Source organism: Streptomyces lydicus (genome assembly GCF_000717345.1).
Classification (GTDB): Bacteria; Actinomycetota; Actinomycetes; order Streptomycetales; family Streptomycetaceae; genus Streptomyces; species Streptomyces lydicus.
Genome location: NZ_JNZA01000013.1, coordinates 65,878 through 85,451 on the forward strand (window position 1 = coordinate 65,878; position 19,574 = coordinate 85,451).

Annotated in this window: 20 protein-coding genes and 2 tRNA genes; 14 read left to right on the forward strand and 8 right to left on the reverse strand. The window is 71.5% G+C overall.

All coding sequences use genetic code 11. From position 1 onward, the window contains the following. Positions 1-51 precede the first annotated feature (51 nt). Genes OO62_RS14495 through OO62_RS14505 form a run of 3 tightly spaced genes read left to right on the forward strand, consistent with a single transcriptional unit; the run spans position 52 to position 2,815 of the window. On the forward strand, positions 52-1,119 hold the full coding sequence (locus OO62_RS14495) for a chorismate-binding protein (RefSeq protein WP_033267801.1): 1,068 nt from the start codon (positions 52-54) through the stop codon (positions 1,117-1,119). Then, a complete protein-coding gene (locus OO62_RS14500) occupies positions 1,116-1,940 on the forward strand; it encodes an aminotransferase class IV (RefSeq protein WP_033267802.1) in 825 nt (274 codons plus the stop codon). Before OO62_RS14495 ends, OO62_RS14500 begins: the two co-directional genes overlap by 4 nt. Before the next feature lie 35 nt (positions 1,941-1,975). Beyond that, positions 1,976-2,815, forward strand: a complete 840-nt coding sequence (locus tag OO62_RS14505; RefSeq protein ID WP_033267803.1) for a GNAT family N-acetyltransferase — start codon at positions 1,976-1,978, stop codon at positions 2,813-2,815. Positions 2,816-2,855: 40 nt separating this feature from the next. Here OO62_RS14505 and OO62_RS14510 read toward each other — a convergent pair whose 3' ends face one another. Continuing rightward, a complete protein-coding gene (locus tag OO62_RS14510; RefSeq protein WP_033267804.1) occupies positions 2,856-3,413 on the reverse strand; it encodes a DsbA family protein in 558 nt (185 codons plus the stop codon). 183 nt (positions 3,414-3,596) lie between these two features. Between OO62_RS14510 and OO62_RS14515 the strand changes: the two genes are divergently transcribed. Further along, complete coding sequence (locus OO62_RS14515; protein WP_033267805.1) at positions 3,597-4,052, forward strand: hypothetical protein; 456 nt, start codon at positions 3,597-3,599, stop codon at positions 4,050-4,052. A 35-nt stretch (positions 4,053-4,087) separates the two neighbouring features. Here the strand turns inward: OO62_RS14515 and OO62_RS39955 are convergent, their stop codons facing one another. From OO62_RS39955 to OO62_RS14525, 3 genes are all read right to left on the reverse strand, one after another. Further along, positions 4,088-4,258: a hypothetical protein gene (locus tag OO62_RS39955; protein WP_164993290.1), complete on the reverse strand. Its 171-nt coding sequence runs from the start codon at positions 4,256-4,258 to the stop codon at positions 4,088-4,090. Between the two features lie 57 nt (positions 4,259-4,315). Beyond that, positions 4,316-4,882 carry a CGNR zinc finger domain-containing protein gene (locus tag OO62_RS14520; protein WP_033267806.1) on the reverse strand — a complete coding sequence of 189 codons (567 nt, stop codon included), beginning with the start codon at positions 4,880-4,882 and terminating at the stop codon, positions 4,316-4,318. 227 nt (positions 4,883-5,109) lie between these two features. Beyond that, positions 5,110-5,523: an SsgA family sporulation/cell division regulator gene (locus OO62_RS14525; protein WP_003959770.1), complete on the reverse strand. Its 414-nt coding sequence runs from the start codon at positions 5,521-5,523 to the stop codon at positions 5,110-5,112. A 189-nt stretch (positions 5,524-5,712) separates the two neighbouring features. Here OO62_RS14525 and OO62_RS14530 point away from each other — a divergent pair, with 189 nt between their 5' ends. The 4 genes from OO62_RS14530 (at position 5,713) to OO62_RS14545 (ending at position 6,968) form a co-directional block, all read left to right on the forward strand. After that, on the forward strand, positions 5,713-6,144 hold the full coding sequence (locus OO62_RS14530) for a TIGR02611 family protein (protein ID WP_033267807.1): 432 nt from the start codon (positions 5,713-5,715) through the stop codon (positions 6,142-6,144). A gap of 60 nt (positions 6,145-6,204) precedes the next feature. After that, positions 6,205-6,276 (forward strand) — tRNA-Val (locus tag OO62_RS14535). An 86-nt stretch (positions 6,277-6,362) separates the two neighbouring features. Then, positions 6,363-6,824: an SRPBCC family protein gene (locus tag OO62_RS14540; protein WP_033267808.1), complete on the forward strand. Its 462-nt coding sequence runs from the start codon at positions 6,363-6,365 to the stop codon at positions 6,822-6,824. A gap of 72 nt (positions 6,825-6,896) precedes the next feature. Further along, a tRNA-Val gene (locus OO62_RS14545) sits at positions 6,897-6,968 on the forward strand. A gap of 159 nt (positions 6,969-7,127) precedes the next feature. Here the strand turns inward: OO62_RS14545 and OO62_RS14550 are convergent. Further along, a complete protein-coding gene (locus OO62_RS14550) occupies positions 7,128-7,853 on the reverse strand; it encodes an exonuclease domain-containing protein (protein ID WP_033267912.1) in 726 nt (241 codons plus the stop codon). 199 nt (positions 7,854-8,052) lie between these two features. On the opposite strand from OO62_RS14550, the gene OO62_RS14555 reads away from it, so the two are divergent. The 3 genes from OO62_RS14555 (at position 8,053) to thrS (ending at position 11,888) form a co-directional block, all read left to right on the forward strand. Next, positions 8,053-8,619, forward strand: a complete 567-nt coding sequence (locus OO62_RS14555; protein ID WP_033267809.1) for a DUF4365 domain-containing protein — start codon at positions 8,053-8,055, stop codon at positions 8,617-8,619. Beyond that, entirely contained in the window at positions 8,619-9,806 is a 1,188-nt protein-coding gene (locus OO62_RS14560; protein ID WP_033267810.1) for a hypothetical protein, read from the forward strand. Before OO62_RS14555 ends, OO62_RS14560 begins: the two co-directional genes overlap by 1 nt. 102 nt (positions 9,807-9,908) lie before the next feature. Beyond that, positions 9,909-11,888: a threonine--tRNA ligase gene (gene thrS / locus OO62_RS14565; protein WP_033267811.1), complete on the forward strand. Its 1,980-nt coding sequence runs from the start codon at positions 9,909-9,911 to the stop codon at positions 11,886-11,888. Positions 11,889-11,948: 60 nt separating this feature from the next. On the opposite strand, the gene OO62_RS14570 is transcribed toward thrS, so the two are convergent. Beyond that, entirely contained in the window at positions 11,949-12,590 is a 642-nt protein-coding gene (locus OO62_RS14570; RefSeq protein ID WP_033267812.1) for a potassium channel family protein, read from the reverse strand. A 67-nt stretch (positions 12,591-12,657) separates the two neighbouring features. On the opposite strand from OO62_RS14570, the gene OO62_RS14575 reads away from it, so the two are divergent. From OO62_RS14575 to OO62_RS14585, 3 genes are all read left to right on the forward strand, one after another. Beyond that, on the forward strand, positions 12,658-13,215 hold the full coding sequence (locus OO62_RS14575) for an HIT family protein (RefSeq protein WP_033267813.1): 558 nt from the start codon (positions 12,658-12,660) through the stop codon (positions 13,213-13,215). A gap of 99 nt (positions 13,216-13,314) precedes the next feature. Continuing rightward, positions 13,315-14,112 (forward strand): polysaccharide deacetylase family protein, encoded by a 798-nt coding sequence (locus OO62_RS14580; RefSeq protein ID WP_228332407.1) that lies wholly within the window; start codon positions 13,315-13,317, stop codon positions 14,110-14,112. After that, complete coding sequence (locus OO62_RS14585) at positions 14,112-15,323, forward strand: YncE family protein (RefSeq protein ID WP_051733190.1); 1,212 nt, start codon at positions 14,112-14,114, stop codon at positions 15,321-15,323. The genes OO62_RS14580 and OO62_RS14585 overlap by 1 nt, the downstream gene beginning before the upstream one ends. Before the next feature lie 12 nt (positions 15,324-15,335). Here OO62_RS14585 and OO62_RS14590 read toward each other — a convergent pair whose 3' ends face one another. Both OO62_RS14590 and OO62_RS14595 read right to left on the reverse strand, forming a co-directional pair. Next, a complete protein-coding gene (locus tag OO62_RS14590) occupies positions 15,336-17,012 on the reverse strand; it encodes a hypothetical protein (RefSeq protein WP_051733191.1) in 1,677 nt (558 codons plus the stop codon). Between the two features lie 162 nt (positions 17,013-17,174). Next, entirely contained in the window at positions 17,175-19,373 is a 2,199-nt protein-coding gene (locus OO62_RS14595; protein ID WP_033267815.1) for an elongation factor G-like protein EF-G2, read from the reverse strand. Positions 19,374-19,574: the final 201 nt, after the last annotated feature.

Below are 19,574 nucleotides of genomic sequence, written 5' to 3' on the forward strand. Positions count from 1 at the left end.
CTGCTCGCTCGGCACAGGCGGGTCCGGGGCCGCCGCCATAGACTCGCTGACGTGCACGACTTCGCTCCGATGGCCCGCTTCGGCGGCCTGATAGCCACCGACCTGCGGGATGTGACCAGCGATCCCGCGGCCCTGGACTCCACGGGCTGGTGGGCGGTGGCCGCCGACTTCGAGGGCTCGGTGGTCTGCGCCCGCTTCGGCGACGTACGGCCCGCCACGGCGGCGGACGAGCCCGCCCCCGACGGCTGGCGGGGCCCGGAGCCCGGCGCCTGGACCAGCTCCCTGGACCGCGAGGCGTATACCGGCGGCGTACGGCGGGTCCGTGAACACATCGCGGCCGGCGACGTCTACCAGGTGAACCTCTGCCGGGTGCTGACCGCGCCGCTGCCCGACCCCGCCCGCGCCGACGTGGACGCCCTGTCCGCGGTGCTGGCCCGCGGCAACCCGGCCCCGCACGCGGGCACGATCCGGCTGCCCGGCCACGGCGTGGAGATCGCCAGCGCCTCCCCGGAGCTGTATCTGCGGCGCGACGGCACGACCGTCGCCTCCGGCCCCATCAAGGGGACCGGCCGGACCGCGGCCGACCTGTCGGCGAAGGACCGGGCGGAGAACGTGATGATCGTCGACCTGGTCCGCAACGACCTCGGCCGGGTCTGCGCCACCGGCACGGTCACCGTGCCGGCACTGTGCGCCGTCGAGACGCACCCCGGCCTGGTCCACCTCGTCTCCACCGTCCGCGGCGAGCTGGCCGAGGCCAACGAGAAGACCGCCTGGGCGGACCTGCTGGACGCCACCTTCCCGCCCGGCTCGGTCACCGGCGCCCCCAAGTCCAGCGCGCTGCGGATCATCGACGAGCTGGAGACCGCGCCCCGCGGCCCGTACTGCGGAGGGATCGGCTGGGTCGACGCCGACCGCCGCACCGGCGAGCTCGCGGTCGGCATCCGGACCTTCTGGATCGACCGCACCCCACCCGGGGGACCGGTGCTGCGCTTCGGCGCCGGCGCCGGGATCATCTGGGACTCCGACCCCGAGCGGGAGTGGGCGGAGACCGAGTTGAAGGCGAGCCGACTGCTCGCGGTAGCGTCGGGACGGTTCGAGGCGAGTGGAGGAAAACGATGAAGATCTGGCTCGACGGGGCACTGCAGGACGCCGAGAGCGCCCGGGTCTCGGTCTTCGACCACGGGCTGACCGTCGGCGACGGGGTCTTCGAGACCATCAAGGCCGACCACGGGCGGGCCTTCGCCCTCACCCGCCACCTGGAGCGCCTGGGCACCTCCGCCCGCGGGCTCGGCCTGCCCGAGCCCGACCTCGACGAGGTACGCCGCGGCTGCGCCGCCGTCCTCGACGCCCACCCGATGCCGCTCGGCCGGCTGCGGATCACCTACACCGGCGGTGTCTCCCCGCTCGGCTCGGACCGCGGTGAGGCCGGCCCCACGCTGGTCATCGCGCTGTCCGCGACCGAGCGCCGCCCCGACACCACCGCCGCCGTCACCGTCCCCTGGACCCGCAACGAACGCGGCGCGCTGGCCGGCCTGAAGACCACCTCGTACGGCGAGAACGTCGTCGCCCTGGCCCGGGCCCGCGAACACGGTGCCTCCGAGGCGCTGTTCGCCAACACCGTCGGCGCGCTCTGCGAAGGCACCGGTTCCAACGTCTTCGTCGTCCTGGACGGCGAGCTGCACACCCCGCCGCTGCACTCCGGCTGTCTGGCCGGCATCACCCGCGCGCTGACCGTCTCCTGGGCCGGCGCCAAGGAGACCGATCTGCCGCTGGACGCGCTGGAGCGCGCCGAGGAGATCTTCCTGACCTCGACCCTGCGCGACGTCCAGGCCGTCACCCGGATCGACGGACGTCAACTGGCCGACGGGCCGGGCCCGGTGACCGCCGAGGCCATGCGGATCTTCGACCAGCAGTCCGCCGCCGACTTCGATCCGCGGTGATGACGGGCCCGCGTCGGGGCGAGTAGAAAGTCCTCGTGACCACAACGCTGCGCCCCGCGGGACCGGAAGAACGACAGGACGACGGCACCCGGGCCCGTCGGTTCGACGTCTGCGTCAACAGCCGCCGGGTCGGCGGGGTCCGGCTTGCGACCGATGCCCGCTTCGGGCCGACGGCGGGCCGGATCGTGAGCCTGAGCATCGAACCGCCGGACCGGCACCGCGGCCGCGCCACCGTCGCCGCGCTCGCCGCCGAGGAAGTACTGCGCGGCTGGGGCTGCCGGCAGATCGAGGTGACCGTGCCGGCCGAGGCCGAGGCGGCGCTGCGGCTCGCCGCCGCGCTGGGTTACACCGAGCGCAGCCGGACGATGAGCAAGCCCCTCGACGGCGGTGCCGGGCCGCCCCGCCTGCCCGCGCGCAGCAGCGACCGGCCGCTCGGCGAGGCCGAGTACCCGGCCTGGCGGGACGCCGCGCTCGCCGAGCACATCCGTACGCAGACCGGTCAGGGCATGGCTCCCGCACGTGCCGAGGAGGCGGCTGTGGCGGGCCACCGCGCGCTGCTGCCGGACGGCGCGGAGACGCCTCACCAGGTGCTGCGCGTCCTCGTGCACGACGGCGCGGACGTCGGCAGCGTCTGGGTCGCGCTGCGGATGCCGGAGCAGCCCGGCGGCTATGTCGTCGACGTACGGGTGGCACCCGGCCACCGCGGGCACGGGCACGGGCGCACCCTGATGCTGATCGCCGAGCGCGAGAGCCTCGCCGCGGGCCGCACCAGCCTCGGCCTGAACGTCTACGCGGGCAACGCGCCGGCCCGCGCCCTCTACGACTCGCTGGGCTACCGGCCCACCGGGTACCTGCTGTGGAAGCCCATCCTGTGAACGGGCCGGCGGGCTGCCGCGCGCAGCAGCGCTGAGCGGCTCAGCCCTGCTCGGCCAGCAGCCGGTCGGCGATCTCCTCGATGCGGGCGCGCAACCCCTCCTGGCTCTTGCCGCCGTCCAGCCGCTCGCCGCCGATCACATACGTCGGGGTGCCGGACACCCCGATCGCCTTGCCCTCGGCCTCGTCCGCGTCGACGGTCAGCAGGTGCCGTCCGTCGATCAGCGCGGTGTCCAGCTCCTCGGCGTCCAGCCCCAGCTCGCCGGCGACGTCCAGCAGCAGCTTCTCGCCGCGCTTGCCGAGCTCCTCGGTGCGCGCCAGCACGGCCTCGGCGAACGGCCAGCCCTGGCCCTGCTCCATGGCCTCCTCGGCGGCCTGAGCGGCGGCGTAGGCGTGCTTGTGCTTCGCCAGGGGGAAGTGGCGCAGCCGGATGTCCAGCCGGTCGCCGTACCGCTCGCGCAGCGCCCGCAGGTCGTCCAGGGCGGCGTGGCAGTCCGGGCACTGGAGTTCACACCACACGTCGAGGACGATGGGGGCACCCCCTGCTCGAGCAACGTCGAGAGCTTGGGGGAGGGCGGGTGCGGAGGTGGCGTCGTTCATGGGGCCAGTCTCCCAGCCGGTGGCCCGGTACCCGAACCGGGACCTGCGGAGGACCGCGACCCGGAGATGACCCGGAGATGTCCCCGACCCTGCGCCGGAACGTGGCCCGGGCGGGGCCGGGCAGGGCAGGATGGAGGGGAGCAGAGCGCCGCCTGCTCGCCCATCCACCGGCAGGAGGACCGGATGCTGACCTCGACCGTCTGCGCCGCGGTGTCGGCAGCGGGCCTGGCCATCGCCGCGCTGACGGCGTACCGCAAGCGTTTCCTGGCCGCGACCCGCATCGCCGCCTACTCCCTCATCCCCATCGGCCTGGTGATGACCGGCGTCATCGACTGGGTCACCAATATCGTCTTCAAGCCCACGGTGTGGGCCGGCTTCGGTGTGCTGGCGCTCTCGTTCCTGCTGTTCATGATCACCAGGCGGGTGGAGCGCCGCCGGGGCCTCGGTGGCCGCAAGGAGCGCAAGGCCGCGGCGGCCGCGGGGCCGGACGCGGTGGCACCGGCCGCCTCCGTGCCGTCCCTCGGCGCCGGACGCGAGGTGGAGCGCGCTGCCGGGGGGAAGGCCCGGCAGGGCAAGGAGAGTGCACCCAAGGATGACTTCTCGGACATCGAAGCGATCCTGAAAAAGCACGGGATCTGATGAACTACCGCCGCTGAGGCGCTGATCGGGCGTACTCAGACGATCATCTGCGCCATGATGCGCGCGAGATGAACGATGAGTGCGCCCTCGCCCAAGACGACGCCCCGTCCCCCGAACCACGCGGTTGCCTGTTCGCGCTGTCCCAGCCGCCGTTGATGCTCTTCCTCGCCGTGATCGGCTTTCTGCTTCTGCTCGGTGCCGTACACGACCTCTTCATCCTGTGAGCCCGGTGCACTGCGCCGTCGCCCGGCACAAACAGGCCCTCAGCTGGCGGCCTCGCGCCGCCGTGCCCGGTAGGCCGCGACATGCAGCCGGTTCCCGCAGGTGCGGCTGTCGCAGTAGCGCCGCGAGCGGTTGCGCGAGAGGTCGACGAAGGCGTGCCGGCAGTCCGGTGCCTCACAGCGCCGCAGCCGTTCGCGCTCCCCGGCGACGACGATGAACGCCAGCGCCATCCCGCCGTCCGCGGCCAGGTGGTCGGCGACGGAGGCACCCGGGGCGAAGTAGTGGACGTGCCAGTCGTAGCCGTCGTGGTCCGTCAGCTGCGGGGTGGTGCCCGCCGAGGCGACCAGGGCGTTGAGCAGGGTGGCCGCGGTGCGCTCGTCCTCGGCCGCGAAGACCTGCGCGAACCGCGCGCGTACCGACCGGACGGCGGCCAGGTCCCCGGCGCCGAGCGCCCCCACACCGCTGACGTCGTTGCGCCGCACGAAGTCCCCGAGGGCGGCGAGGTCGGTCAGGCTGTCCGGCGCGCCGGGCGCCTCGCCCTCCGGCGCGGTGTTCAGCAGATCGACGACCGCATTCAGCGCGCACCGGGTGTCATGGGTGATCAGCACGGTTCCGCTCCCTGGCAGGGTGGGGCCGGACGGTTACCGCCCCCGGTGTGGTTGCCGAATGGTCGCCGACTCTAGCGCTTCGAACAAGCTGCGGCGCCGTCTCCGCGGTGGGCCCGCGGCGACGGCGCCGAAGTGTGCCGTATGAACTTGTCGGTCCTGCGCCGTCTCCCCGAGTCGGACGGTCGCAAGCGTGAGCGGGTGGGTGCTTTCGGTAACCGTGCTGCGTCTCAGCTCTCCGCGAGGATGTGGGAGAGCTCGGTGTCGAGATCGAAGTGCCGGTGCTCCGTACCGGGCGGTACGGCAGCATCGGTCCTTTTGAGGAACGACTCGAGGGCCCGTGCGGGCGCCTCCAGCAGGGCCTCGCCTTCCGGGGAGCTCAGGGCGATGCAGACAACGCCCTGTCCGTGGCTCCGGGACGGCCATACGCGGACGTCTCCGGTGCCCGTGGGCCGGTGCAGGCCCTCGGCGAGGAGGTCGCGGGCAAAAACCCATTCGACGGTCTCCTCGGCTCCGGTGTGGAAGGTGGCATGCACGGCATAGGGATCGGCCGTGTCATACCGCAGGCCCGCGGGTACAGGCAGTGAGGACTCGCTCGACACAACGAGGCGCAGGTGCAGCTCGCAGCTGACCGTGGTGTTCATAAGCGCCAGGGCCTTTCGCTCAGTGTGCGCTCGGGGATTCGCACGTCGGCGAAATCGACATGCCACCTACGGTGCCGTTGTAAACCCCTCTGACGGTTTTGGGTGGCTTCAGGTACCTCTTACGGCGGATTGCGGGATCGTCCCCGTCGGTAATTCCGCGGACCCGTCCCGTCCGGTAAGTTTGATGACATGAATACGCAGAGTAACGGGGGGTCGGCAGTCGTCGAGGAGGAAGCCGTGCCACCGGAGCAACCCCTCGGCTCGCGGGCGCCGCACTTCGTCAGGCGCTCCCGGCCGCTGCACCTCAGCTGGCAGGTCGGTGTCTTCGTCGTCGGGCTCGCGGTGGTCGTGGGCGGCGTGATCATGCTCCCGCTGCCGGGCCCCGGCTGGCTGGTGATCTTCGCCGGCATGGCCATCTGGGCGACCGAATTCGTCTGGGCGCAGCTGGTGCTCCGCTGGGCCAAGCGGAAGGTCACCGAAGCCACCCGGAAGGCGCTCGACCCGAAGGTGCGGCGCCGCAACATCATCCTGATCACCGCCGGCCTGGTGATCATCGCGGCACTGCTCGCGGTGTACGTGGGCAAGTTCGGCTTCGCGATGCCCTGGAACATCTCCGAGTGAGGGCCTCCCCGGCCTGGTCACAAGTGCCCGCCGACGTGGGGTAATGTTGGCGGTGCGCCCGGGCGATTAGCTCAGTGGGAGAGCGCTTCGTTCACACCGAAGAGGTCACTGGTTCGAACCCAGTATCGCCCACCCCGGACGACGGCCCGGAGACTTCAAGTCTCCGGGCCGTCGCAGTTGTTGGGTGCGCGCGCGGTTCCGGGGCGCACACTGGGATCATGTCCGACTGGTCGCACCGACTGCACCGCTACCGCTTCCGCAGCGTCTGGCTGCTCGACGCCTCGCCGGCCGTCGTCTACGCCGTCCTGGAGCGGGCCGAGTCCTACCCCCGGTGGTGGCCGCAGGTCCGCGAGGTGACCCCGCTCGACGGGGCCAGCGGCACCGCGCGGTTCCGCTCGCTGCTGCCGTACGACCTGAAGGTGGTGGCGACCGAGCGGGTGCGGGACCCGGGGGCGGGGGTGCTGGAGATGTCGATGCGCGGGGACCTGGAGGGGTGGGCGCGCTGGACGGTGCTGCCCGGCGCCGGCGGCACCCGGGCCGTTTTCGATCAGGAGGTCGAGGTCCGCCGGCCGCTGCTGCGGCGGTTCGCCCTCGTGGGGCGGCCGCTGTTCCAGGCCAACCACGCACTGATGATGCGGGCCGGGCGGCGCGGTCTCGCGGCCTGGCTGGCCCGCGGATGACAGGAATTTGATGGAAGCCCCGGGCGGCCTGTATTGTTCTGCTCGTTCGCGAGGGAAACCTCGCCGACGCCCGGGCGATTAGCTCAGTGGGAGAGCGCTTCGTTCACACCGAAGAGGTCACTGGTTCGAACCCAGTATCGCCCACCGGGATCAAGAACCGGGCCGCCAATAGGCGGCCCGGTTCATTTTGTTGGAATGTCGGTCCGCGGTGCGGGGTGGGTGTGAAGTTCTGCCGCGTTGAGATCCGTTGCGTGGGAATTCGCGCGGTCTCTTTGCGGGAACCTGCCGAATTCTGATGCGTAATCAGGCTGCGGCCGGGAGTTCGGGGCGCAGCGGCCAATGCGGATCGACCGATTCCGGGTTGCCGCTGCGGGCGAACCACGCCTGGAGTCCGCGCGCCTGGGCCGCGTGCCACACCGCCTGGCGGGTGTGCAGCTCCGCCGGGTGCAGCCCTTCCAGGCGCTCGGCGAAGCGGTGCCCCAGCGCCCGGACGACCCGCAGCGCGGCGAGCGCGTCGGCCGCCGCCTCGTGGGCGTCGGTCAGCTCGACCTCGTAGTGCGCACACAGATCGGTGAGCGTACGACGGCCCTTGCGGTAGCGGTCCAGGTGCTTGTCCAGCACCCGGGGATCGAGGACGCACAGCGAATGCGCGCCCAGATAGGCGTCGAGCGAGCGGGCGCGGTGCCGCTTCAACTCGCGGTCCAGCAGGGTCAGATCGAACGGGGCGTTCATCACCACCAGCGGCCGCCCGGCGACCGACTGGGCGGCCAGGGCGCGCGCGACCTCCTCCACCACCGGCGCCGGCCAGCGGCCGTTCAGCGCGAGGTGGTCGGCCGTCAGGCCGTGCACGGCCGTCGCGGCTTCCGGTATCTCCACGCCGGGGTTGATCAGCCAGCGGGTGGTGCGCGGCGCCGAACGCGGCGTCTCCTGGACCACCAGGGCGGCGGAGACGATGCGGTCATGCTCGACGTCGATGCCCGTCGTCTCGGTGTCGAAGGCGGCAAGTGGTCCGTCATACCAGCACGGCATCATCCCAACTCCTCCCGGCCGTACGGGGGATGACACAGCACATCATCCGAGCTGGTGATACCCGGCCGGTGCGGTGGTCGAACCGTCCTTGTTTGCGGAGCACTTGACGGGGAGACAACCAAGGTGACGGGCCGCGCGATCCGCCGCCTCCCCGTCAGCCCTACGTACTGCACGGCACGGCCCGGAAGGCAGCTCCGCGATGACGCTCGCGCAGCCCGAACCGGGTGGGCTGCTTCCCCAGCGCACCACCCCGCAGCGCGGCGGACTCGCCACCACTGCCTGTATGGAGACCCTGCAGGTGGGCTATCTCCACGCGGTCGCCGCCGCCTCCGGATGCTCGCTGGCGCAGCCCTTCCCGGACAACGGAATCGACTGGCACGTCAGCCATGGCGCGCCCGGCCACACCGTCGACGACGAGGTGACCATCAAGGTGCAGCTCAAATGCACCTACCAGACCGCCCCGCGCCCGCCGGGGCCCACGTTCGCCTTCACGCTCGACAACGACCATCTGGTGAAGCTGGCCCGTACGCCCGTATCGGTGCACAAGATCCTGGTCGTGATGCTCGTGCCGCGGACCCAGGACGGCTGGCTGCGGGCCTCCCACGACCGTCTCGAACTGCGGCACTGCTGCTACTGGATCAACCTGGCCGGCCATCCGGTGACCGGCCGGCGCAGGACCACTGTGCGGATCCCGACCACGCGGATCTTCGACGACCGAGCGCTCTGCGAGATCATGACCCGCGTCGGGGCGGGAGGGAGACCCTGATGTACCGGCCGACCGATCAACCCGACGCGCGGCTGCTGGATCCCGCGCGGCTCGACCCGGCGGTGCTCGGCGCGCTGCTCGCCCGGCACGGCTGGCGCCGCCGGGGCGGGGCCGCCGGCCACTACGCCCGGTGGACGCCGCCCGGCGGCACCGGCGGCACCAGCCTGCTGGTGCCGCACGACCGCCGCTTCTCCGACAGCGCGGAGCTGCTCGCCGAGGCGCTGGCGGCGCTCGCCCGGAGCGCCGCGCCCTCGGCCCGCGAGGTGCTGATGGGGCTGTCGGTGCCCAGCGACGAGGTGTGCTGGGAGCGTGCGGTGCCCGACGGCGGCGCGGGGGCGGCGCACTGGGTGGCGCAGGAGCAGCTGCGCGGCGCGGCCCGCTCGATGCTGGTCGCCGGGGCGCTGGGGACGTACGGCCGGGCCGGCTACTACGGGGCCCGGCACAAACGGCAGGCCGAGCGGTTCCTGGCCGAGGTGCTGGTCGGCCCGGCCGCGGCCGGGCGGCGGCTGACCGCGTTCGTCCCGGTGCGCGGCGGGCGCGGCGCGGTCGCCGGACTCCAGCGGGCCCTGCACGCGGCCCGCGACGCCACCGACTACCAGCGCGCCACCGGCGGCATGGAGGCGTTCGACGCGGCCGTCGAGCTGGGCGTCTGCTACGAGCTGGTGCAGGCGCTGATCGCACTGGTGCGGGACGCGGAGGGGGTGCGGATCGCCGTCGGGTGGTCACCGGCGGCGGGCGCCCCGGCCGGCTGCCCGGCGCGTCCCGAGCCGGTCGAGTTCTCGCCCGGCGATCTTCCCGCGCTGGAGCAGGCGGCCCGCCGCTACGTCCGCGACGAGCCGTCGCTGCCGGTGCGGGTGACCGGGGCGGTCGTACGGCTGCGCAGGGAGCGGCCGGGCGGCCCGGGAGCGGTGCGGCTCCGCGTGATCACCGGGGCGGACGTGGTGCAGGTACGGGTCGCGCTGGGAGAGGAGGACTACCGTATCGCCTGGCACGCGCACCTGGTCGGACTGCCGATACGGGTCAGCGGGCGGCTGGAGAGCCGCGGCGGTTTCCGGCGGATCACCGGCGGCCACGACGTCACCCCCGTCCAGGTCGACGAGGCGGAGCGGGACCGGCTGATGAAGTCGCTCCAGGAGAATCTCGACTTCTTCGAGGAGGCGTGCGGCGGGCCGCTGGACGGGGAGTAGCCGGGCGCCGGGCAAACCGTTTCGCGGTCGGGTGCACCGGCTCGGTACGATTCGGCTGCGCAGCAATCGCTGCCGTGAAGAGACATGAGTCAGGAGAGACCGGTGTCAGACGTCCGTGTGACCGTCCAACGCGATTCCGAGCGGGAAGAACGCGTGGTGACCACGGGCACTACGGCCGCCGACCTCTTCCAGGGTGAGCGCAGTGTCGTGGCCGCGCGGGTGGCCGGGGAGCTGAAGGACCTGGCGTACGAGCTCGCCGACGGCGAGGTCGTCGAGCCCGTCGAGATCACTTCCGAGGACGGCCTGAACATCCTGCGGCACTCCACCGCGCACGTGATGGCGCAGGCCGTGCAGGAGCTGTTCCCGGAGGCGAAGCTCGGCATCGGCCCGCCCATCAAGGACGGCTTCTACTACGACTTCGACGTCGAGACCCCCTTCCACCCGGACGATCTCAAGCGCATCGAGAAGAAGATGCAGGAGATCCAGAAGCGCGGGCAGAAGTTCGTGCGCCGTCCGGTGAGCGACGACGCGGCGCGCGAGGAGCTGGCGGCCGAGCCGTACAAGCTGGAGCTGATCGGCCTCAAGGGCTCCGCCGCGGACGCCGCCGAGGGCGCCTCCGCCGAGGTCGGCGCGGGCGAGCTGACCATCTACGACAACGTCGACGCCAAGAGCGGCGACCTGTGCTGGAAGGACCTCTGCCGCGGTCCCCACCTGCCCAGCACCCGCGTGATCCCCGCGTTCAAGCTGATGCGCTCGGCCGCCGCGTACTGGCGCGGCAGCGAGAAGAACAAGCAGCTCCAGCGGATCTACGGCACCGCCTGGCCGACCAAGGACGAGCTGAAGGCGTACCTGGAGTTCCTCGCCGAGGCCGAGAAGCGCGACCACCGCAAGCTGGGTTCGGAGCTGGACCTCTTCTCCATCCCCGAGGACATCGGCTCGGGTCTGGCGGTCTTCCACCCCAAGGGCGGCGTGATCCGCAGGGTCATGGAGGACTACTCCCGCCGGCGGCACGAGGAGTCGGGCTACGAGTTCGTCTACACCCCGCACGCCACCAAGGGGAAGCTCTTCGAGAAGTCGGGCCACCTGGACTGGTACGCCGACGGCATGTACCCGCCCATGCAGCTCGACGAGGGCATCGACTACTACCTGAAGCCGATGAACTGCCCCATGCACAACCTGATCTTCGATGCGCGGGGGCGTTCGTACCGTGAACTCCCGCTGCGCCTCTTCGAGTTCGGGACCGTGTACCGGTACGAGAAGTCCGGTGTGGTGCACGGGCTGACCCGTGCCCGCGGCTTCACCCAGGACGACGCGCACATCTACTGCACCAAGGAGCAGATGGCGGACGAGCTCGACTCGACGCTGACCTTCGTGCTGGACCTGCTGCGCGACTACGGTCTGACCGACTTCTACCTGGAGCTGTCCACCAAGGACCCGGAGAAGTTCGTCGGCTCGGACGAGGCGTGGGAGGAGGCCACCGAGACGCTGCGGAAGGTGGCCGAGAAGCAGGGGCTGCCGCTGGTCCCGGACCCGGGCGGCGCCGCGTTCTACGGCCCGAAGATCTCGGTCCAGACCAAGGACGCCATCGGCCGCACCTGGCAGATGTCCACCGTCCAGCTCGACTTCAACCTGCCCGAGCGGTTCGACCTGGAGTACACCGCGGCGGACGGCACCAAGCAGCGCCCGGTCATGATCCACCGCGCGCTGTTCGGCTCGATCGAGCGGTTCTTCGCGGTGCTGCTGGAGCACTACGCGGGCGCCTTCCCGGCGTGGCTGGCGCCGGTCCAGGCGACCTGCATCCCGATCGGTGACGCGCACGTCCCGTACCTGGCGGAGTTCGCCGCGCAGGCGAAGGCCAAGGGGCTGCGGGTCGAGGTGGACTCCTCGTCGGACCGGATGCAGAAGAAGATCAGGAACGCCCAGAAGGCCAAGGTGCCGTTCATGATCATCGCCGGTGATGAGGACATGGCGGCCGGGGCGGTGTCCTTCCGGTACCGCGACGGTTCGCAGAAGAACGGCATCCCGCGCGACGAGGCGATCGCCGAGATCCTGGACGTCGTGGAGCGCCGCGTCCAGGTGTGATCCCGCCGCCCGTGCGGTGAGTGTGCGGCCCCGGGGAGCGACCCGCTCCCCGGGGCCTGCTCATGCCTCGCCCTCCTGGCGGAAGCGCCGCATCAGCCAGGACGAGAAGGAGCCCACCACCGCTCCGACCAGGGCCACCCCGACGAACATCAGGCCCACCCCGACCAGCCGGCCGCGGCCGGTGACCGGGGTGGCGTCGCCGTATCCGGTCGTCGTCAGGGTCGAGGCGGCCCACCAGACCGCGTCGCCGAAGGTGCGGATGGTGGCGTGCGGCGCGGTGCGCTCGTCGTGGTAGACGGCCAGGGAGGCGGCGAAGCCCAGGAGCAGCGCGGTCAGCCCGGCGTACGTCATCACCCGGGTCTCCAGCCCGAGCCGGGGATGGTCCCGGCGGCGCTGCATCCGCTCGTGCATGTCGACGATCCGCAGTGGCCGCAGCAGCGGCAGCGCGGTCACGATCAGGTCCAGCCAGCGGGTGCGTACGAAGTGCCGGCGGTCGTCGCTGAGCAGCAGCCGGAAGAGGTATTCGACGAGGAAGAGGCCCCAGCTGGCGACGGTGACGATCTCCCAGAAGGCGTGCCAGCCGGGGGAGAGGTCGGGGACCAGGACCCGGACCGCGTAGGAGGTCAGGAAGAGCAGGGACGCCACGAAGAGGTACGGCTCGGCGGTCTGCTCCCACCTCCGCAGCCGCTGTTGCCTGTCCATCGGCACAGCATCGCCGAGCCGCCCGCGCTCCTCGCCCCAACGACACGCCGGTGAGGGGCGACGCCATATGCTGGCCCGTATGACAAGCGAGCCGGAGCAGCAGATCGGGGTCGGCACGCAGGACGCCTTCCAGCGCCTGTGGACGCCCCACCGGATGGCCTACATCCAGGGTGAGAACAAGCCCAGCGGCCCGGGGGCCGACGACGGCTGTCCCTTCTGCACGATCCCCGAGAAGTCGGACGAGGACGGCCTCGTGATCGCGCGCGGTGAGCGGGTCTACGCGGTGCTGAACCTCTACCCGTACAACGGTGGTCACCTCATGGTCGTCCCGTTCCGGCACGTCGCGGACTACACCGAGCTGGACGGTCCGGAGACCCTGGAGCTCGCCGAGTTCACCAAGCGGGCGATGACCGCGCTGCGGACCGCGTCCGGGGCGCACGGCTTCAACATCGGGATGAACCAGGGCACCGTCGCCGGCGCCGGGATCGCGGCTCATCTGCACCAGCACGTCGTCCCGCGCTGGGGCGGTGACACCAATTTCATGCCGGTGATCGGGCACACCAAGGTGCTGCCCCAGCTCCTCGCCGACACCCGGGCGATGCTCGCCGCCGCCTGGCCCGTGTAACCGCCGGCCGTTCGTCCCGGACGCCGTCCGGGACGACACGAAACCGGATAAATCGGATAGATCGCCCCGATTCGGAGGGGTTGCCTCTCTAATGGGGTGGTGACTTCACTGGATCGTCGCTCCGTGCTGCGCGCGGCCGCCTCGGCCGCGGCCGCCGGTGCGCTGGCGACGGGCTGCGACCCGCACCGGGACGAGGGCACCGGAGCCGTACCGTCCGCCGGCCCCCGTCCGTCCGGGGCGGGCCATGTCCCGCCCGCCCCGGTCCGTGCCGCCCGGCCGCCCACCCGAGCGCCGGGCCTGCCCGTACAGATCCAGCACGGGCCGCGGACCGGCAAGGCGGTGGCGCTGACCTTCCACGGGGCGGGCGACCCCAAGCTGGCGACCGCCCTGCTGGCCGAGGCCGAGCGGGCCGGCGCCAGGGTCACCGTGCTCGCCGTCGGCACCTGGCTCGACGCGCAGCCCGCGATGGCCCGCCGGATCCTCGACGGCGGCCACGAACTGGGCAACCACACCCTGCACCACCGCAACATCGACGCCCTGCCGGCCGCCGAGGCGTACGCCGAGATCACCGGGTGCGCCGACCGGCTGCGCAAGCTCACCGGCACCATCGGCAGCTGGTTCCGCCCCTCGCAGACCCGGCGGGCCACGGACCTGGTGGCCGGGCTGGCCCGTAAGGCCGGGTATCCCCACGTCCTGTCCTACGACGTGGACTCGCTCGACGCGAACGACCCCGGCGCCCCGGCCGTGCAGCGCACGGTGCTGGACTCCGTCGGGCCTGGCTCGGTCGTGAGCCTCCACCTCGGGCACGCCGGCACGGTGGCCGCGCTGCCCCCGATCCTCGACGGCCTCCGCCGGCGCGGTCTGCGCGCGGTGACGACAACGGAGCTAGTGACCTGATGGCTGACCGGAACCGTTCCCATTCCACGCGACGCACCACGGTGCCGGTCTTCCGTCACCGGGCGGCCGCACTGCTCGCGGTGGCCTGTGCGCTGGCGGCGGGCTGCGGTGACGGCGGGACCAAGCCCGCCGCGCAGAGCCCGCGGCCGGTCGAGCGGGCGCCGGTCAAGGCGGCCAGACCCGGCCTGCCGGGGATGCCGCCGCTGCTCGACGAGCACGACCTGTACGCGGCGGACCGGCCCGGCAGACTCGTACCGCAGGTCAAGGACTACCCCGCGCGGATCTACGTCCCCAACACCGGCTCCGACACGGTCAGCGTCATCGACCCGAAGACGTACAAGGTCATCGAGACCATTCCGGTCGGCGTGCAGCCGCAGCACGTCGTGCCGTCCTGGGACCTGAAGACGCTGTGGGTCAACAACAACCGGGGGCACGACCTCACCCCGATCGACCCGGCCACCGGCAAGGCCGGCGAGCCGGTCAAGGTCCACGACCCCTACAACCTGTACTTCACGCCCAACGGGAAGTACGCGGTCGTGATGGCCTCGATGGACCGTCAGCTGGTCTTCCGCGACCCGCACACCATGGAGATCCGCAAGACCCTCCCGGTCAGCTGCGCCGGCGTCAACCACGCCGACTTCTCCCCGGACGGCCGCTACTTCATCGTCTCCTGCGAGTTCTCCGGTGAGCTGCTGAAGGTCGACACCGAGAAGATGAAGGTGATCGGCCAGGAGAAGCTGCCGTTCGACGGGGCGATGCCGCAGGACGTGAAGATCTCCCCGGACGGCAAGACCTGGTACATCGCCGACATGATGGCCGACGGGATCTGGGTCATGAACGGCGACTCCTTCAACCGGCCCAAGCTCATGCCGACCGGCAAGGGCGCCCACGGCCTCTACGTCAGCCGGGACTCGCGGTACATGTACGTCTCCAACCGCGGCGAGGGCTCCATCTCCCTGCTCGACTTCAAGACCGGCAAGCTCGTCGACAAGTGGCACATCCGCGGCGGCGGCAGCCCCGACATGGGCGGTCTGTCCACCGACGGCAAGGTGCTGTGGCTGTCCGGCCGCTACAACTCGGAGGTGTACGCGCTGGACACCCGTACCGGCAAGACCCTCGCCAAGATCCCGGTCGGCGAGGGCCCGCACGGTCTCGCGGTCTACCCGCAGCCCGGCCGGTACTCCCTGGGGCACACGGGCATCTTCCGTTAGCCCCGAGGCCCGCTACGCGTTGTACTCGTCGGCCTTCTGCGGCTCCACGCCCTGGATCATGCCGCTGAGCACCAGCGAGCGGTTGGTGAAGCGCTCGGTGTCCACGCCGTTGTCCGCCAGGACGCTCATCGCGGCGGCGTGGACCGTGCGCAGCACCGGGGTCGCGGCGCGCAGCGCGTCGTCGGCCATGAAGCGGTGCCGCCAGGGCTTGTCGGCCCAGACGTGCCGCAGGCCGAACGGCTCCGGGAGGGTCAGCTTGCCGCCGAGGAAGTCCAGCACCGGCGGGAACCACGTCAGCGGGGCGCGGGCGGTCAGCCGGACCACCTCCTTCGCCTCGATCAGCGGCAGGTGCTGGGTCTTGGTCTCCCAGAACTTGATGACCTTGGCGACGTCCTTGGTCTTGGGCTCCGGCTTGGTCGTGAACAGGCCGTTGACGGGCCCGAGGGCGTGGCCGGTCACCTCGATGCGCAGCGTCTCGTGCAGCACGGTCACGGTGATCATCAGGGTGATGACCAGCTGGCCGTCCCAGAGGACGAACTGCACGCCGAGGTAGTGGCGGTTGCCGCTGCCGAACTGCTGCTCGTTGCAGATCCGCTCTATCTCGTGCCCGCGGATCTGGAACGCCTCGACGTGGGAGCCCTCGGGGCGGCTGACCGCGGCGGCCTTCTCGCCGACCGGCGAGACGATCCAGTGGCGTACCGAGGGCGTGGGGAAGCCTCCGGTGTGCAGCGGGCTGCGCTCCAGCAGCCGAAGCCGGTCGTGGATCACCCGGATCACGTCCCAGCTGCGGAACGGGTTGATCTCCGTGCCCTCCTGGGCGGGCGTGAGCTCCTCGGCGAGCTGCCAGCTGCCCCAGCGGGTGCCCATGCCGAGTATCCCCTTGGGGCCGGCGTAGAAGACGACGTTGCTGTTCTGCTCGGCGGTGATTTTGGCGAGATTCTGCCGGAGGGTCTCGGCGGCGGTCTGGTTCGGGTCCTGCGGCACCGCCTCGGGGATCTTCGCGGCCACGCCGCCGCCCTCCAGCAGGCCCTTCCAGGACTCCCGCATGGCCACCGCGGTCCGTTCGCAGATCTGCTTGGCCAGCCACCAGCCGATCACCGGGGCGACGAGCATCGCGCGGCCGTACATCGGCCAGAAGCCGTTCATCGGCAGCTTGATCATGAAGAACAGGGCGAGGCCGCCGAGCACGGTGAGCAGCACCGCGCCGAGCAGCGAGAGGCTGGTGCCGTCGCTCTTGGAGAGCATCTTGCGCAGTTGGAAGACGCCCAGCCACAGCAGCACACCGGGCAGGAAGATCAAGCCGAACAGCACCATCAGCACGGTCAGTTTGATGTCCCGCTGCTTGCGGATGCGGGTGGCCGACAGGCAGTGTTCGACGACGGTCTGCGGCTCGGTCCCGAAGGACTGGATCAGCGGCTTGCGGCCGCCGCCGAGCATCCGCACCTGTACGGCGCGGGAGAACGCCTCGCCGAGGTTGGGCTCGAAGAGTGACAGCTTGGGCTTCTTGATCTCGGACTTGCCCGAGTCGGAGTCGGCTTTGGTGATGTCCGACAGCAGGCTGTCCCGGTAGGCGGCCGAGGCCAGCGCCTGGGTCGCCGCCGTCTGTCCGGCGCTCCCCGAGAGCGGAACCTGCGCCCCCGGGCTGAAGTCAAAGCCGTCTGCCACTACCGCCCCCCACACCACGCGCATCCGATGATGCGGCTCTTCCCGACTTCCGCCGACGGCACACCTGTTGCGGCCCGTGACCTCGTGACCTGCCGACGAACCGGCGATTCCACGACAAGACTCTCAGCGTACAGCCGCCGCCCGGCCCAAGGGAGTTGTGCCGGACAGCGGCTGACGGGGCGTCGACTAGGCGCCGTTCTCCGCCTCTTCCCGGAACTTCGCGGCCAGCTGCGGCGGCATCGGCTCGTGCCGCAGGTAGACGCGGGAGAAGCGTCCACTGCCGTGCGAGAGGGAGCGCAGATCGACGGCGTACCGGCCGATCTCGATCTCGGGAACCTCGGCCCGTACGACGGTGCGGCCCGCGCCCGACTGTTCGGTGCCCACGACCCGGCCGCGGCGCCCCGACAGGTCGCTCATCACCGGGCCGACGAAGTCGTCCGGCACCATCACGCTGACCTCGCTTACCGGTTCGAGGAGGTCGATGCGGGCCTCGGCCGCCGCCTCGCGCAGCGCCAGCGCGCCCGCCATCTGGAACGCGGCGTCCGAGGAGTCGACCGAGTGCGCCTTGCCGTCGAGCAGCGTGACCCGGATGTCGACGAGCGGATGCCCGACGGCGACCCCGCGCGCGGCCTGGGCGCGTACACCCTTCTCGACGGAGGGGATGAACTGCCGGGGCACCGCGCCGCCCACGACCTTGTCGACGAACTCGATGCCGGAGCCGCCGGGCAGCGGTTCGACCTCGATCTCGCAGATCGCGAACTGGCCGTGCCCGCCGGACTGTTTGACGTGGCGTCCGCGCCCCGCGGCGGCCTCGCCGAAGGTCTCCCGCAGCGCCACCTTGTGCGCGACGGTGTCGACCTGGACGCCGTAGCGGCTGCGCAGCCGCTCCAGCGCCACGTCGACATGTGCCTCGCCCAGGCACCACAGGACCACCTGATGGGTGTCCTGATTGTGTTCCAGGCGCATCGTCGGGTCCTCCGCGACCAGGCGCGCCAGACCCTGCGAGAGCTTGTCCTCGTCGGGCTTGCTGTGCGCCTGGATGGCGACCGGCAGCAGCGGGTCGGGCATGGACCAGGGCTCCATCAGGAGCGGGGCGTCCTTGTCGGAGAGGGTGTCGCCGGTCTCGGCGCGGGACAGCTTCGCCACGCACGCCAGATCACCGGCGATCGCCTGGGACAGCGGGCGCTGCTGTTTGCCGAACGGGACCGAGAGCGCGCCCACCCGCTCGTCGACGTCGTGGTCCTCGTGCCCGCGGTCCTGGAGGCCGTGGCCCGAGACGTGCACCGTCTCGTCCGGCCGCAGCGTCCCGGAGAACAGCCGCACCAGGGAGATCCGGCCCACGTACGGGTCGGAGGAGGTCTTGACCACCTCGGCCGCGAGCGGGCCGGCCGGATCGCAGGTCAGCGACGGCCGGGGGGCGCCGTCCGGTGTGGTGACCGCGGGTGCCTCCCGCTCCGCCGGCGTCGGGAAGCCGCCGGTGATCAGCTCCAGCAGCTCGACCGTGCCGAGGCCCTGCTTGGAGCCGTCGGGGGCGGGGGCGGCGGCCAGTACGGGGTGGAAGGTGCCGCGGGCGACCGCCGTCTCCAGGTCCCCGATGAGGGTCTTGACGTCGATCTCCTCGCCGGCGAGGTAGCGGTCCATCAGGGACTCGTCCTCGCTCTCGGCGATGATCCCCTCGATGAGGCGGTTGCGCGCCTCCTCGATCTGCGGCAGCTCGTCGGCGGTGGGCGCACGCTCGGTGCGTTCGCCGGAGGAGTAGTCGAAGACCCGTTGGGAGAGCAGGCCGATCAGGCCGTGTACGGGGGAGTGGCCGTCGGCGCCCGCCGTACCGTACAGCGGGAGGTAGAGCGGCAGGACCGCGTCCGGGTTCTCACCGCCGAAGGTGGTCCGGCACAGCTCGGTCATCTCGTCGAAGTCGGCGCGGGATGCCTCCAGGTGCGTGACGACCAGCGCACGCGGCATGCCGACGGCCGCGCATTCGTCCCAGACCATCCGGGTCGCGCCGGCCACGCCGTCGGCCGCCGAGACAACGAAAAGGGCCGCGTCCGCGGCGCGCAGACCGGCCCTGAGTTCCCCGACGAAATCGGCGTATCCGGGGGTGTCCAGTATGTTGATCTTGACTCCGCCCCAGTCCACCGGGACCAGGGAGAGCTGTACGGAGCGTTGCTGGCGGTGTTCGATCTCGTCGTAGTCCGACAGGCAGCCGCCGTCCTCGACCCGGCCGGCGCGGTTGACCGCCCCGGACGCCAGCGCCAGGGCCTCGACCAGAGTGGTCTTACCCGATCCGCTGTGGCCGACCAGCACCACATTCCGCAGGGCCGTGGGCTGGCCGGCCGTTGATGCCCTTCCGGCGGCTCCCGGGCGTGTACTCGTCTTCTCGCTCATGTGTCTCGCCTCCAGGTCGACACTTTGCGGTGATTCGAGCTTTCCACCGAGGTCATGATGCGTCCATACATGGCGCGGCGGACCGGCGCCCGCAGGGGCCTGAAGGGGCCCGTCCGCGCGCCCGCGGGCGCGCGGCGGCGGCCCCGAGCCGTGCGATGCACCCCGCGCCGCGATGCGTCCGCAGCGGCCCGCGGCCTCCTG